General features: G+C 70.4%; 9 protein-coding genes. 8 read left to right on the top strand and 1 reads right to left on the bottom strand.

Translation table 11 applies throughout. The annotated features are described in order from the left end of the window. Positions 1 to 18 precede the first annotated feature (18 nt). The 5 genes from ACIA8X_RS17510 to ACIA8X_RS17530 all read left to right on the top strand — a co-directional run bounded on the left by ACIA8X_RS17510 (position 19) and on the right by ACIA8X_RS17530 (position 9,876). Positions 19 to 3,825 (top strand): amino acid adenylation domain-containing protein, encoded by a 3,807-nt coding sequence (locus tag ACIA8X_RS17510; protein WP_393448031.1) that lies wholly within the window; start codon positions 19 to 21, stop codon positions 3,823 to 3,825. Continuing rightward, complete coding sequence (locus tag ACIA8X_RS17515; RefSeq protein WP_393448033.1) at positions 3,822 to 4,877, top strand: TauD/TfdA family dioxygenase; 1,056 nt, start codon at positions 3,822 to 3,824, stop codon at positions 4,875 to 4,877. Before ACIA8X_RS17510 ends, ACIA8X_RS17515 begins: the two co-directional genes overlap by 4 nt. 171 nt (positions 4,878 to 5,048) lie before the next feature. Then, a complete protein-coding gene (locus ACIA8X_RS17520) occupies positions 5,049 to 5,267 on the top strand; it encodes an MbtH family protein (RefSeq protein ID WP_393448035.1) in 219 nt (72 codons plus the stop codon). 241 nt (positions 5,268 to 5,508) lie between these two features. Then, the gene (locus tag ACIA8X_RS17525; protein WP_393448037.1) at positions 5,509 to 6,468 is read left to right on the top strand and encodes a fatty acid desaturase family protein; all 960 of its coding nucleotides are present in this window, start codon (positions 5,509 to 5,511) and stop codon (positions 6,466 to 6,468) included. A gap of 45 nt (positions 6,469 to 6,513) precedes the next feature. Next, entirely contained in the window at positions 6,514 to 9,876 is a 3,363-nt protein-coding gene (locus ACIA8X_RS17530) for an amino acid adenylation domain-containing protein (protein WP_399458629.1), read from the top strand. Between the two features lie 325 nt (positions 9,877 to 10,201). On the opposite strand, the gene ACIA8X_RS17535 is transcribed toward ACIA8X_RS17530, so the two are convergent. Then, positions 10,202 to 11,245 (bottom strand): MupA/Atu3671 family FMN-dependent luciferase-like monooxygenase, encoded by a 1,044-nt coding sequence (locus ACIA8X_RS17535; RefSeq protein WP_399458630.1) that lies wholly within the window; start codon positions 11,243 to 11,245, stop codon positions 10,202 to 10,204. A 222-nt stretch (positions 11,246 to 11,467) separates the two neighbouring features. Here ACIA8X_RS17535 and ACIA8X_RS17540 point away from each other — a divergent pair, with 222 nt between their 5' ends. The 3 genes from ACIA8X_RS17540 to ACIA8X_RS17550 all read left to right on the top strand — a co-directional run bounded on the left by ACIA8X_RS17540 (position 11,468) and on the right by ACIA8X_RS17550 (position 13,621). Beyond that, positions 11,468 to 11,695, top strand: coding sequence for an MbtH family protein (locus tag ACIA8X_RS17540; RefSeq protein WP_393448043.1), 228 nt, complete (start codon positions 11,468 to 11,470; stop codon positions 11,693 to 11,695). Next, a complete protein-coding gene (locus tag ACIA8X_RS17545; RefSeq protein WP_393448045.1) occupies positions 11,692 to 11,949 on the top strand; it encodes a phosphopantetheine-binding protein in 258 nt (85 codons plus the stop codon). The genes ACIA8X_RS17540 and ACIA8X_RS17545 overlap by 4 nt, the downstream gene beginning before the upstream one ends. A 265-nt stretch (positions 11,950 to 12,214) precedes the next feature. Further along, positions 12,215 to 13,621, top strand: coding sequence for an acyltransferase domain-containing protein (locus ACIA8X_RS17550; protein WP_393448047.1), 1,407 nt, complete (start codon positions 12,215 to 12,217; stop codon positions 13,619 to 13,621). Positions 13,622 to 13,624: the final 3 nt, after the last annotated feature.

The raw sequence follows: 13,624 nt of genomic DNA on the forward strand, positions 1-13,624 counted from the left end.
CATTCAGGAGCAGACATCATGACGAGCGTCGAGACCTGGCAGGAGGAGGGCTATCAGCTCTCCCCGCAACAGCTCGCCCGGTCGGGCGAGGCCCGGAGCACGGCGGTGCGCACCGTCCGCACCGCCACACGGATACCGGTGCCGGACCTGGAGGCCCGGATCGCGTCGGCGGTCGCGACGCACGAGAGCCTGCGTACGCGGTACACCGAGTTCGCGGGGCTGCCCACGCTCGTCCAGGTCGTGGATCCGGTGGGCCCGGTCGCGATCGAGCAGTCGGGAACGGATCGCACCGTGTTCCGTGCCGGCGCGCTGACCGTCGAGTACGAACTCGGTCCGGACGGCACGCGGCTGGTTCTCACCCTGCCGCGGCTGAGTGTCGACGACGCTTCCTGGACCCGGCTTGTCGGCCTGCTGATGGAGGACCTGGAGGACTCGGTCGCCGCGGCCGGGGAGACGGTGCTGCAGTACGCCGATGTCGCCGCCTGGCTCGGTGAAGTGCTGGACGAGTCGGCGCAGCCGCCGATGGCCGACGAGGCGGCGCGGCAGTCGTCGAAGCCGTCCTCGGCGCTGCCCTTCCTCACTCCCGTCGCCCTCCGGGACGCGGCCGCCGAGCCGGTGAGCGCCTCGGCCGTCGTCGAGGGGCCGGCTCTGGAACGGCTGGACGAACTCAGCGGACGGTGCGGCGTGAGCGAGGCGGCGGTGCTGCTGGCTCTCTGGCGCTCGCTGTACGGCCGGTACTGCCGCGATGCCGACGACCATGTGCTGGTGCTGGCCGACGGCCGGTCCACGGAAGGCCTGGAGAACGTGCTCGGCCTGTTGGAGCGTCCGGTACCGGTGCGGCTGGAGATCGGCGCGGACACCCCGGTCGCCGACGCGCTCCAGGCGTCGCAGGACGCGCTCCGCTCCGTGGCGGCGATCGAGAACCAGATCGACCCGGGGACCGCGGCCTCCGCACACCATGCCGCGGACGTCTGCCCGCTCTCGTACCGGCACCGCCTGGACCGGTGGGCCGAGGAACTCATCGCCGGTGCGTCCGTCCACGAAGCTCCTGGTGCGCTGCACCTCGACTGCGTGCGCGGGTCGCGGAGCCTGCGCCTGACCTTCGTCGGGGGCGCGGGCCGCGTCGCCCAGGCCGACTTGGACCTCGTCGCGGAGGCGTTCGGACATCAGCTGACCGATCTGCTGTCCGGTGGCACGGAGCGCGCCGTCGGCGGCCTGCGCCTCACCGCGCCGAACGCGCCGAACGCCGAGGCCGGGCCCCGTGCGTCGTACACCTCGGTGCTCGACCGCTTCCTCGCGCAGGCGGAGCGCACGCCCGCGCAGCCCGCGCTGCGCTGCGGCGAGACCGTCGTGTCCTACCGGGACGCGGCGCAGAGCGCGGACGCGGTGGCGCACCTGCTGCGCGAGCACGGCGTGCGGGCCGGGCAGCGGGTCGCGCTGTTCGTTCCCGCCTCGGCGGAAACGGTCGTCGCGATGCTCGGCGTCTGGCTCGCCGGCGCGGCGTTCGTCCCCCTCGACCCCACGTGGCCGCAGCAGCGGATCGAGACGATCCTGCGGGAGGCCGACCCCGCGCTGCTGCTCACCCCCGATCCGAAGGCCGATCACCAGGCCTCCGTCCGCATCGTGTGCACGGCCGACGCGGTCGTCGCCCCGGGGCGCGCGGTGACATCCGGCGCGGCGGCCACGGGCGCCGCCTATGTGATCTTCACGTCGGGCACCTCGGGGCTTCCCAAGGGCGTCGTCATCGGGCACGAGCAGCTGTCGCACTACGCCTCGGCGATCGGCGAGACGCTCGCCCTGTCCGAGGGCGCCGAGTTCGCGGCGGTCTCCACCCTCGCCGCCGACCTGGCCTACACGGCGGTCTTCCCGACCCTGGCCGGCGGTGGCTGCGTCCAGCTCATCCCCACCGAGACCGCCACGAGCCCCGCGGCTCTCACCGAGTGGTTCCGGGGGAGCCCCGCGGCCGCGATGAAGCTGGTCCCCTCGCACCTCTCGGCGCTGCTGGCCGAGGCTGCCGATCCGCTCGCGCTTCTGCCGAGCGAGGTGCTCGTGCTCGGCGGCGAACTGCTGCCGCGTCCGTTGTACGAGCGGCTGCGAGAGATCGCGCCGTCCTTGCGTCTGTACAACCACTACGGCCCGACCGAGTCGACGGTGGGCGCCGCATGCCTCCCGCTGGACGCCTCGATCGATGAACGCTGTTCCTCGATCCCGGTGGGCTCCGGCCTCGGGGAGAACGTCCTGACGGTGGTCGACGCGGGGGGTGCCGCGCTGCCGCCCTGGTGCCCCGGTGAGGTGCTGATCAGCGGGCCCGGCGTGGGCCTCGGCTACCTCGCGCGGTTGCGCGAAGGCGGGTCGGGCTTCGGTACGGCGGACACCGCGGACGCCCACCGGACCGGTGACCTCGGCCGCCTGGTGCCCGGCAACGGCATCGAGATCCTCGGCCGGATCGACGACCAGGTGAAGCTGCGCGGATACCGCGTACAGCTCGGCGAGATCGAGACGCTGCTGGCGGATCGGCCCGGCGTCGGCGCCGCGGCGGTCGTGGCGCGCGCGGACGCCGACGGACTCGTCACGCACCTGGACGCCTACCTCACCGCCGCCGGGGGAGTGGACATCTCCGTCGAGGACGTGCGGGCAGCCGTGGTTCTGCACCTCCCGGCCGCCCTCGTGCCGACCGGGTGGCAGGTGCTGGAGCGGTTCCCGCTGACCCGCAACGGCAAGCTCGACCGCCGCGCCCTCGCACCGATCGCGCCGCCGAAGGCCCGGGCCGGCCGGCCGCGCGACTCGGTGGAACAGCGCCTGCTGGCGATCTGGTCCTCGATCCTCGACCAGGACATCTCCTCCCCCGACGCGGACTTCTTCGAGTTCGGGGGACAGTCGCTGCGTGCGATCAAGCTCATGGCCCAGATCAACAACGCCTTCGGCCTGCGCCTGCCGATGTCCGCGGTGTTCAGCGCCCCGACCGTCGCGGCGATGGCGGAGCTGGTGCGCAGGAGCGACGTCCAGGACTCCAACCTGGTCCCGCTGCGCGCCGCCCGCAGACCGCATGAGCGGGCCCCGGTCTTCTGCGTCCACCCCGGCGGCGGCAACACGCTCAGCTACTGGGAGCTGGCCCGGCTGATACCGGCGGACCGGTCGGTCTACGGCATCGAGGCCTGGGGTCTGCACGGCAGGCCGCCGCAGGACGATTTCGCCGCCATGGCCGAGGAGTACGCGGCGAACATCGCGGCCGTCGGCGATGCCGCTCCCGTGATCATCGGCTGGTGCTTCGGCGGCATCATGGCCTACGCCACGGCCCAGGCGCTGCGCCGTTCCGGGCGCGAGGTGGCGCAGCTGATCATCGTCAACTGCGGCGTCCCCGGTGACGCGGAGAGCGCCCTGGCGCGGCAGCCCGCCGACCATCTCCTGCGCCGCTTCGCCTTCCACTACCAGCTGGACCTGCCGGAGGGGCCGCTCGGTCATCTCGGTCATCAGGAACTGCTCAAGGCCATGCAGGACGTCGGGCGGCTGCCTCCCGACTCCGGTGAGGCGGAGCTGCGGAACCTGCTGGACGTCTACATGACCAACATGACTGCTCTGGACCGCTACTTCGTGCAGGAGCAGGCCGAACTCGGCCGAGCCGACTTCCCGGTGCTGCTGGTGCGCGCCGAGCCGGCCGACGAGCCGCAGGATCCGGACCGTACGTGGGGCTGGGGATCGGTGGTCGGGCCTGAGCTCGGCTTCGCCTCGGTGGCGACGACCCACCACGGCATCATGCGACAGCCCGCGGTGGAGGAACTCGCCGAGCTGATCCGACGGGAGATCGAAATGAGGACCACGACATGAACGACGGCACTTCCACGACCCCGGGCCCCCACCCGCTGCTGGGCGCGACCCGGCGGCAGGTGCGGATACCCGGCGGGGACGCGGTGAACATCGGCTTCCTGCCGGAGTCACCGACGACCCCCGTCCTCATCACGCCGGCCGGTCCCGGCGTCGACCTGCCCGGCTGGCTGCGGGCGAACCGGGAAGAACTCGAAGCACGGCTGCTGCGGCACGGCGCGGTCCTGCTCCGGGGGTTCCACGCCGGTTCGGTGGAGAAGTTCGAACAGGCCGCCTCGGCGATCTGCGGCACCCTCTTCCCTGAGTACGGGGACCTTCCGCGAGAGGGCGGGTCGGCCCGCGTATACAAGTCGACGCCGTATCCGGAAGACCTCTCGATCCTGTTCCACAACGAGAGTTCGCATCTGCCGCAGTGGCCGATGCGGCAGTTCTTCTCGTGCATCGTGGCCCCGCAGTCCGGTGGGCAGACGCCGATCGTCGACTGCCGGACGGTTCTCGCCCGGATGCGTCCGGAGCTGGCCGAGCTCTTCGCCACCAAGAAGCTCCGTTATGTCCGCAACTTCATCGAAGGCGTCGACGTCAGCTGGTCGCGCTTCTTCGGCACCGACGATCCCGCCGAGGTCGAGCGCAAGTGCGCCGCGGAGGGGACGAGCTTCGAGTGGACGCCGGACGGAGGCCTGCGGACCTCGCGTCAGGCCGAGGCGGTGCTGCGCCACCCGACGACCGGCGAGGCCGTGTTCTTCAACCAGCTGGCGCTGCACCACCCGTCGTCGCTAGACCCGGAAACGCGCTCCTCGCTGCTGGAGATCTGCGGCGATCAGGGGATGCCGCGCAACGTCTTCTGGGGCGACGGCACTGTCATCGACGACGCCCTGGTGGACGAGGTCCGCGACCTGATGGACCGGGAATCGGTCGCCTTCTCCTGGCAGGAGGGTGACGTCCTCGTCATCGACAACATGCTGGTCGCGCACTCACGCAGCCCCTTCACCGGGCCGCGGAAGATCGTGGTGGCGCTCGGCGACATGACCGGCGAGGCCGTGCCTGCCATGAGCTGAGCTCGGTTCGAGCCCTGGGCGCAGACCAGCTCCTGCCTTCGTTCCGGCGGCGATCAGGAATAGCGATATCCCATTACGCCGACGCCGGTGTCTCGCCGGCGAGACACGGTGACCGCTGGTTATCGTCACTGTTACGCTGACGGCCGTTTGATCAATTCATCGGGGGAATCCGTGGCAAATCCGTTCGACGATGAAGAGGGCGCATGCCTGGTTCTGGTGAACGACGAGAACCAGCATTCGCTGTGGCCCGCCTTCAACGCGGTACCGGCCGGCTGGAAAGTGGTGTACGGCCAGGAAACTCGCAAGAATTGCCTTGAATACGTTTCCGCGCACTGGACGGACATGAGGCCGGCCAGCCTGATCAGGGCGATGGGCGATGAACTGCGGTAGAAGCGAAGTGAAAAACTTGGAATACCCCGCACTGTCCGCATCATCCGGCGAAAAGGCCTGACCACACCACAGCCGCGGCGCGTATCCCGCCGCGTTGCCTCGCCTTGCCACGCAAGCGGAGTGCTCGACACTTCTTCATCCGCCACTTCAAACTTCGTGCCTCATCCACACGAAGTCGCTGATGCCTGCCCGACTGCCGCAGCGATCTCGCGGGAGGCTGCCACAGGGGAAGGTGCCAAAAATGACTTCCGACGCAAGCACGGCGTCGCCACAGGGCCTGTTCCGACGGGCCAAGGTGAATGCCGTCGACGAGCGGACGTTCATCTTCAAACTCTTTGTCGCGTACGCCCTTTGGGCGCTCGGCGTGGCCCTCGCGCTGTTGACCGGGCTGTGGCCGCTGCGGGTGCTGGGTGTCATATTGATCGGCGCGATGTACGCACACTGGCTGGAACTGCAACACCAGTGCCTGCACCACTCGGCATTCCGGCGCGCCCGCCGGCACCGGATCGCCGGCGTCCCGCTGGGCGTGCCCATGCTGGTCTCGTACAGCCATTACCGCGTCCTGCATCTGCAGCACCACCGCTATCTGGGCACCGACCAGGACTCGGAGTTCTTCGGCTTCGACTCGCGTCAGCCTGTCACCTGGAGGGCGCTGGTCCGCGAGGCCCTGGCCTTCGGCCGGCTGGGTGGCGCGGTCGCGGACGTCGTGCGCGCCTGGACCGGTTCCTGGACCTACGACTCCGGCCAGATAGCACCGGCCCGCAAGCGTGAGGTGGTCGCCGAATACCGGCTGTTCAGCCTGCCGATCCTCGCGGCCGTCGCGCTCGCCGTGCTCGGCCAGGGCGAGCTGGTGCTGTGGGTGTGGCTGTTGCCCTTGCTGGTCGCGGTGCCCCTGCACTTCCTCGTCGAACTGCCCGAGCACATCATGTGCGACAACTCCAGCACCGACGTTCTGGCCAACACCCGCTCCATCACCGGCAGTTGGTTCAGCACCTGGTACACCAACGGCAACAACCTGCACATCGAGCACCACGCGGCCATGGTCGTCCCGATCAACCAGCTCCGCGAGCGCCACGACCTGACGCTGTCGTACGCGAAGCACACCTCCCCCAGCTATCCGCAGTTCTTCCGCGCCATCGCCAAGGAGGCCGCCGCCAACGGCCGGAAGGCCCGTGCACAGGACGGCACCCGTGCCGAATAGCACAAGTCGCGCATGCATGGGACGCACTCACGAAGGTAGGACGGCATGAGCGACACCTCGGAGCGGCTGCGCGAGCAGTCCCCCGCCCAGAACGCCCTGCACACGCGGCGGCTTGAGGAGCGCACCGCGGCGGCACCGGGCGGGATCACCAGACGCCCGGCGGGCACGGGCGCCCCCTTGTCCTTCGCACAGCAGCGCCTGTGGTTCCTGGACCAGCTCGGCAGCGGGAACGCGGCGTACAACATGCCGTACTCGCTGCGGCTGTCGGGTCCGGTGGACCTGGACACGGCGGTGCGGGCCTTCCAGGCCCTGGTGCGGCGGCACGAGACCCTGCGGACCACCTATCCCTCGGTCGACGGCGAGCCGGCGCGGATCATCGCCCCGGTGGACACCCACGTCCGGGAGCCCCGGCTCGTCGACCTGCGCGGCGCGGACGACGCCGAGGAGCAGGCACGGCGGCTCGCAGCCCAGGACGCGCGGGCGCCGTTCGACCTCGGCCGGGGTCCGCTGCTGAGGGTGACGCTGGTGGCGCTCACCGAGCGGGAAACCGTCGCGCTGATCAACCTGCACCGCATCGTCACCGACGACTGGTCGATGACGGTGCTGACGGACGAGTTCTGCCATCTGTACGACGCCTTCCGCACCGGCGGCGCCGATCCGCTGCCGCCACTCGCCGTCCAGTACGCCGACTACGCCCACTGGCAGCGCGAGCAGTTCACGGGCGGTGCGGCGAACCGGGTGGCGCACGGACTGGCGCACTGGCGAAAGCGGTTCAGCGGCGAGCTGCCCAGTCTGCGGGTGCCGACCGACCGCACCCGGCCGGCCGTGCGGACGTACGCGGGCCGGACCCGGTCCTTCACCCTGCCCGCCGAACTGACCGCCGGGCTCCGGGAATTGGGCAGCACCGCGGACGCCGGCCTGTTCGTGACGCTGCTCGCCGGATACACGGCCCTGCTGCACCGCTACTCGGGCCAGGACGACATCGTCGTGGGCACGTCCGTGGCCGGCCGTGACCGGCCGGAGACCGAACCGCTCGTCGGCCCCTTGGCGAACACGCTGGCCCTGCGCACGGACCTGTCGGGCGACCCGACCTTCCGCGAGCTGCTCGCACGTACCCGGCAGGCATGCCTGGCGGACTTCGCCCATCAGGACGTTCCCTTCGCGCGCGTGGTCGAGGAGGTACGCCCGGAACGCGACCTCAGCCGCGCCCCGCTGTTCCAGACGACGCTGTCGCTGCACGACGCCCCGCGGCCCGCACCGGAACCGGCGGGGCTGCGCGTCAGCCCGTTCGAGGGCGAAGGCCGGACCACGGCGCTGTACGACCTGAGCCTGCACGTCGTCGACGAGGGCGACCGGCTGCGCTGCGAATGGGAGTTCAACGTCGACCTGTTCGCCGACGCCACCGTCGAGCGGATGGCCGCCCATTTCGAACGGCTGCTGCTCGGCGCCGTGGCGGACCCCGGTCTGCCGCTGTCCCTGCTGCCGCTGCTCTCGGAACCGGAGCGGGCCGAGCTCCTGAACCGGGACAACCTGATCTCCGTCGAGGTCGCACCCGACACGTGTGTGCACCACCTGTTCGAGGAGCACGTCCGCGCCACCCCCGACGCCGTGGCGGTGGTGGACGGCGAGGACCGGGTCAGCTACCGCGAACTCGACCGGCGGGCCGGGATCATCGCCGCCCGGCTGCGCGCGCTCGGCGTCGGCCCGGAGTCCCGAGTGGGGCTCTGCGCGCCGCGCTGCCCCGACTCGGTGGCGGCCCTGCTCGGCGTCCTCAAGGCGGGCGGCGCGTACGTGCCGCTCGATCCGGCCCACCCGGTGGACCGCCTGCGCTACGTGCTCTCGGACGCCTCCGTACGCCTGCTCCTGACCCGCCACGACGTGGTGGCCTCGGTACCCGGGCTCACCGAAGGGGTGAGCGTCGGCTACGTCGACGACTGGCTCGCCGAGGGCGCCGTTGCGGCGCAGGACGAGCCGGCCGCCGTCCCGCCGGTGCGGCACGCCGAACCGAACGCGGACAACCTGGCGTTCCTCGTGTACACCTCGGGCTCGACCGGCCGGGCCAAGGGGGCGATGCTCACCCATGGTGCCCTGATGAGCGCCTTCCGCTCCTGGGAGCGGGTCTACGGCCTGGGCACGGTGGTGCGCCGGCATCTCCAGGCCGCGAACATCGCCTTCGACGTGTTCACCGGCGACATGGTCCGCGCGCTGTGCTCCGGCGGCACGCTGGTGCTCTGCCACCGTGAAGCGCTGCTGGATCCGGCGCGGCTGTACACGCTGCTCCAGCGGGAGCGGATCGACTTCGCCGACCTCGTCCCGGTCGTCATCCGCCGGCTCAGCGCCTATGTGGCCGAGCAGGGGCGGATGCTGGACAACTTCAAGGTGCTGGCCGTCGGCGCGGACATCTGGTTCATGCAGGATTACTGGAACCTGGCGAAGCTGTGTCCTCCCCGCACCCGTCTGGTCAACTCCTACGGCATCACCGAATCGACCGTGGACAGCGGCTTGTTCGAGACTCCGATGCCCGAGCGCGGTGACGAGGAGCCGGTGCCGATCGGACGCCCGCTGCCCAACACCCAGTTCTACGTGCTCGACAACCGGCTCCAGCCGGTGCCCTTCGGAGTGAACGGCACCCTCTACATCGGCGGCCTGGCCCTGGCCCGCGGCTACGTGGGGCGCCCCGAGCTCACCGCCGAGCGGTTCCTTGCACACCCCTTCTCGGAGAGGCCGGGAGCCCGCCTGTACAACACCGGCGACCTGGCGCGGATGCTTCCCACGGGTGACGTGGAGGTGCTGGGCCGGGTGGACCGGCAGGTCAAGCTGCGCGGCTTCCGGATCGAGCTGGAGGAGGTCGAGTCGGTGCTCGGCCAGCACCCGGACGCCCAGGACGCCGCGGTGATCGTCAGGGAGGACGCCCTGGGGGAGCGGCGCCTGGCCGGCTATGTCGAGCCGCGAGCGGGACGCAGCCCCGACCCGGTAGCTCTTCTGCAGTACCTGCGCACCCAACTGCCTTACTACATGGTGCCGTCCACCATCACGCTGCTCGAACGGATACCGCTGAACGCGAACGGCAAGCACGACCGCAAGGCTCTGCCCGCTCCGGCGCCCGTGGCGGATGCGGTCGAGCGGCCTGCCGCCGGGTTCGCCACCGCCACGCAGGAGCGCGTAGCGCGGATCTGGTCACAGGCGCTGGGGGCCGACGTGGTCACCGCCGAGGACGACTTCTTCCAGCTCGGCGGAGACAGCCTGCTGGCGCTGCGGATCCTGTTCGCACTGCGCCGAGCTTTCGGCGTGGACCTGCCACTGATCACCCTGTTCGCGGCGACGACGGTGGAGGAGCTGGCCCGCCGCGTCGACCTCGCCGCGTCGACACCCGTGGGAGCCGGCGATCTGGGAGAGCCCCAACTCTGACTCGTCCCACAGCGCTTCGCCGAGCTCGCCGACCGGCTCGACGCATTCCACCACAGCCGCGCGTGGCGGACTCACCGCCGATCGACGGCGGTTACGCGAACGGATCCGGTACGAGGCAGGCGAGCGGTTCGCTCGCAATGAGAAGACCGTGTTGATCGCGAAGGATCTGCGGGTGAGTGAGCGGTCGGTGGAACGCCGGCGCCGTGCCTGGCGGGCGGGTGAGAGAAAGGCCGTGAACTCCCGCTCGGTGCGGGTCGGCCCCGGCGCGGGCACGGTGGATCCGCACCCTGGCCGGGCGACCGCGGCGGCATGGGAAGGATCAGGGTCAGATCGTGCGCTGGTCGGACGCGTCGGCGCCGCACGCGTCCTGCAGTCGCTTGAGGTAGGTCAAGCCGGTCATGACCTCGTCCGTCGGCAGTCCGAAGTCGATGAGACACGCGATCTCGTCCACGCCGAGCTCCGCGAGCCGCGCCACGACCTGCTCGCCCTTGTCGACCGAGCCGAGCAGGCCGACGTTGTCGAAGTAGTGCTCGAAGGCCCGCTCGACGAGCATGTCGATCTCGTCCGGCTCCAGGTCTCCGGTGCTGAGGTCCGACGACAGGATGAGCCCGAGTGAGCTGCGCATGTAGTCGCTCAGCGACGGCCGGACCAGCTCTCGGACCCTGTCGGTGTCCTCGCCGAGGTACGTGTGCACCATCACCGCGACGTGGCCCGGCCAGCCGGCGTCGGCCGCGGCCTTCCGGTACTCGGCGAGGTTGTGCGCCAGTTGTTCGGGACTCTGGCCGAGCAGGTGGGTGAGGAGCCCGGCTCCGATCCGGCCGGCGCTCCGGAAGGTCTCGACGTCGCCGACACTGGCGACCCAGATCGGCAGGTCGGTCTGGACCGGCGGCGGGAACGACCGCACCTTCACCGGGTTCCCCGCGCCGTCGGTGACCTCGATCGCCTCGCCGCGCCACAGCGCACGCACCTGCTCGATCCGCTCGTACATCTCCGTCCGGCGGTTCGTGTAGGCGGCCGGATTCAGGGCGAAGTCGACGGCGTGCCAGCCGGAGGCGAAGGACACCCCGACTCGGCCCCGGGAGATGTTGTCCACCACAGACCACTCCTCGGCGATCCGCAGCGCGTGGTGCAACGGTGCCACGACGCTGCCCGCCCGGATCTTGACACGCTCCGTCGTCGCGGCGATCGCCGCACTGGTCACCGAGGGGTTCGGATAGGTCCCACCGAAGGGGTGGAAATGGCGTTCCGGGGTCCACACCGCCGCCAAGCCGTTCTCGTCGGCGAAGCGGGCGCCTTCGAGCAACAACCGGTACCGGTCGGCCTCGGCGCCTCCGCTGTCGTTGGCGAAATAGAAGAGGCTGAGATCCATCGTGCGTTCTCCCCAGCGGATACGGGTTCGGAGTCGGGGGTGTGTCGCGAATATCGGTCAGTAAATGCGCCCGATCCTGATTCATAGCACCCTCGTTCTTCGCGGACACACTCACCGCGGACCGCGGTGGAGAACGGCCGTCGGAGTGTTGTCTCGCCGGCGAGACATGCGCACGATGGACACGTCCTTCGGGAAATCAGGTTTCGTTCACACAGGAGAGCCGTGGCCAATCCGTTCGAAGACGAGGCAGGCGTTCATCTGGTCCTGGTCAACGGCGAGGAGCAGTACTCGCTGTGGCCGGCGTCCCATGCCGTGCCCGCCGGCTGGTCGGTCGCGCACGACGCGGACACCCGGGCGAACTGTCTTGAATACGTGTCCGCACACTGGTCGGACATGCGGCCTGCCAGCCTGCGAGAGCTGACCGATGAAGTGCGAGAGGTGGCCAGGTGACGGTCGACAGCGGGTTCCGTAACCCCATGGACGAGCTGGTGGTCGGCAAGGTGCGGGAGCTTCTGGGGAATCCTGACATCGGCGTCGGCGACGACTTCCTGGCCGTCGGCGGCAACTCCATCATCGCCGTCCGCCTCGGCCAGGCCCTGCGCAAGGAGCTCGGGATTTCCCGGATCACGGGCGTTATCCTCAAGAACCCGTTGCTCAGCGACCTCAGCGACGTGCTGAGCGAACTGGTCGGCGAGACGTCCTGACCATTATGTTCGTGGTTCGGTGATAGCGCCCTCGGTCAACGGCGCTTCGACCTCTTCTGGAAATCGGCGTCATCCCATTCAAGCCCGTTGGATGTCGTCGCGGGCTCACCTGACTGACTTTTTCCAGACTTGATAGATCGGTTGGAGTTCCTTCGTGCCCGGAATGCCCTACGACAATGTTCAGGTCATGTCGGATTCAGACGGTGATCCCTCGACCGGAGGTCATTCCAGAACTGTCGCCGCATCGTCGGCGCAGGGGGACCTCGTGACGGCGGCCGGAACGCGGCCGTTGACCGGGTTCCTGTTTCCGGGGCAGAGCTCTGAGTACGTCGGCATGGGCGTCGAACTCCATCGCGAGCACCCGTTGTTCCGCGCGGGCATCGACCGGCACGCCGATCGGTTCCGCCGGCTCACCGGCGTCGGTCCGCTCGACGTGTTCGCCGACCCGGCCGCCCAGACTCGGGCCGAGCTGCTCCAGCCCGCGGTCTTTCTGCTGCAGGTCGCGTTGGCGGAGTTCTGGACCTCGTGCGGGGTGCGGCCGGACGCGGTGGTCGGCCACAGTCTCGGCGAATACGCGGCCGCCTGTGTGGCGGGGGTGTTCGGCGTCGAGGAAGGGCTCGAACTCGTCAGCGCCCGCGGCCGGGCCTTCGCGGCCGTGCCCGGCGCCGGCCGGATGGTCGCCGTGGGCGGTCCTGACCCGGCGGAGCTGGAACGCCTGGTCGCGGCACACGGTGGCGCGGCGTCGGTGGCCGCGTACAACGCCCCGGAGCGGATCGTCGTCTCGGGGACCGACACAGCGATGGGGGAGTTGGTGGCGGCGTTCGAGCGGCGAGGCCGGCTGACGATCCCGCTGGAGACCACCCACGCCTTCCACTCGACGCTGGTCGCCCCGGCCGTCCCGGAGCTGGTCGCGGCGGCGGGCCGGATCCGGCACCGGAGCCCGGCCGTGCCGCTGGCGCTGAACCTCACCGGGGGTTGGGCCGCGGGCGGGGAGCTCGGCGCGGAGTACTGGGGCCGGCAGCTCACCTCACCGGTCAGGTTCATGGGGGGAGTCCGGGCACTGATGGACAGCGGCTGCACGCTCTTCTTGGAGGTGGGGCCCGGGCGGACGCTGACCACGGCCGGCCGGGCGCAGAGCGACGGGAGTGAGCTCTGGCTGGCGGGGTTGTCGCCTCGGACACCGGATTCGGTGACGGTCTTGGAACACCTGACTCGGTTGGAGGAGGCGGGGATTCCGGTCGACTGGGTGAGGTACCACGCGCCGTTCCGTGCGATGGGGCGGACGGTCGGTGATCGGCCGGGAGCGGATCGGCCGGCTCCGGCGCCGTCCACCGAGCTGCCGTTCCGGATCGAGCGGGTCGTGATCCACGAGTCGGCGAGCGCTGCGGGGTCCGGAGTCGCGGTGGTCCGGCACCGGGTGGGCGAGACGGCGCGAGAGGTGGTCGACGTCTCGGTCGTCGACGACGCCGGCCGGCCGGTCGTCGAGGTCTTCGGGCTCGAGCTCGGGGCGGGGGCCGGTGAGGAGGCGGGCGGGCCGGACCGGTTCTCGCCGGAGGAGGCGGAGCGGCTGTTGGCCTCGCTCGACGCGCTGACCGAGGACCAGTTGCACGCCCTCCTGCCTCTGTGGGCCGGCCCAGATGCTTCCACCCCCGTCGGATCGACCGAGGAGTGACAC

It is taken from the genome of Streptomyces sp. NPDC051738, from assembly GCF_044453205.1.
In the GTDB taxonomy this organism is placed as follows: Bacteria; Actinomycetota; Actinomycetes; order Streptomycetales; family Streptomycetaceae; genus Streptomyces.

What these genes read in the sequence shown, in the direction of transcription:
- ACIA8X_RS17510 (WP_393448031.1), top strand. Translation starts at nt 19, where the DNA reads ATGACGAGCGTCGAGACCTGGCAGGAGGAGGGCTATCAGCTCTCCCCG.
- ACIA8X_RS17515 (WP_393448033.1), top strand. Translation starts at nt 3,822, where the DNA reads ATGAACGACGGCACTTCCACGACCCCGGGCCCCCACCCGCTGCTGGGC.
- ACIA8X_RS17525 (WP_393448037.1), top strand. Translation starts at nt 5,509, where the DNA reads ATGACTTCCGACGCAAGCACGGCGTCGCCACAGGGCCTGTTCCGACGG.
- ACIA8X_RS17530 (WP_399458629.1), top strand. Translation starts at nt 6,514, where the DNA reads ATGAGCGACACCTCGGAGCGGCTGCGCGAGCAGTCCCCCGCCCAGAAC.
- ACIA8X_RS17535 (WP_399458630.1), bottom strand. Translation starts at nt 11,245, where the DNA reads ATGGATCTCAGCCTCTTCTATTTCGCCAACGACAGCGGAGGCGCCGAG.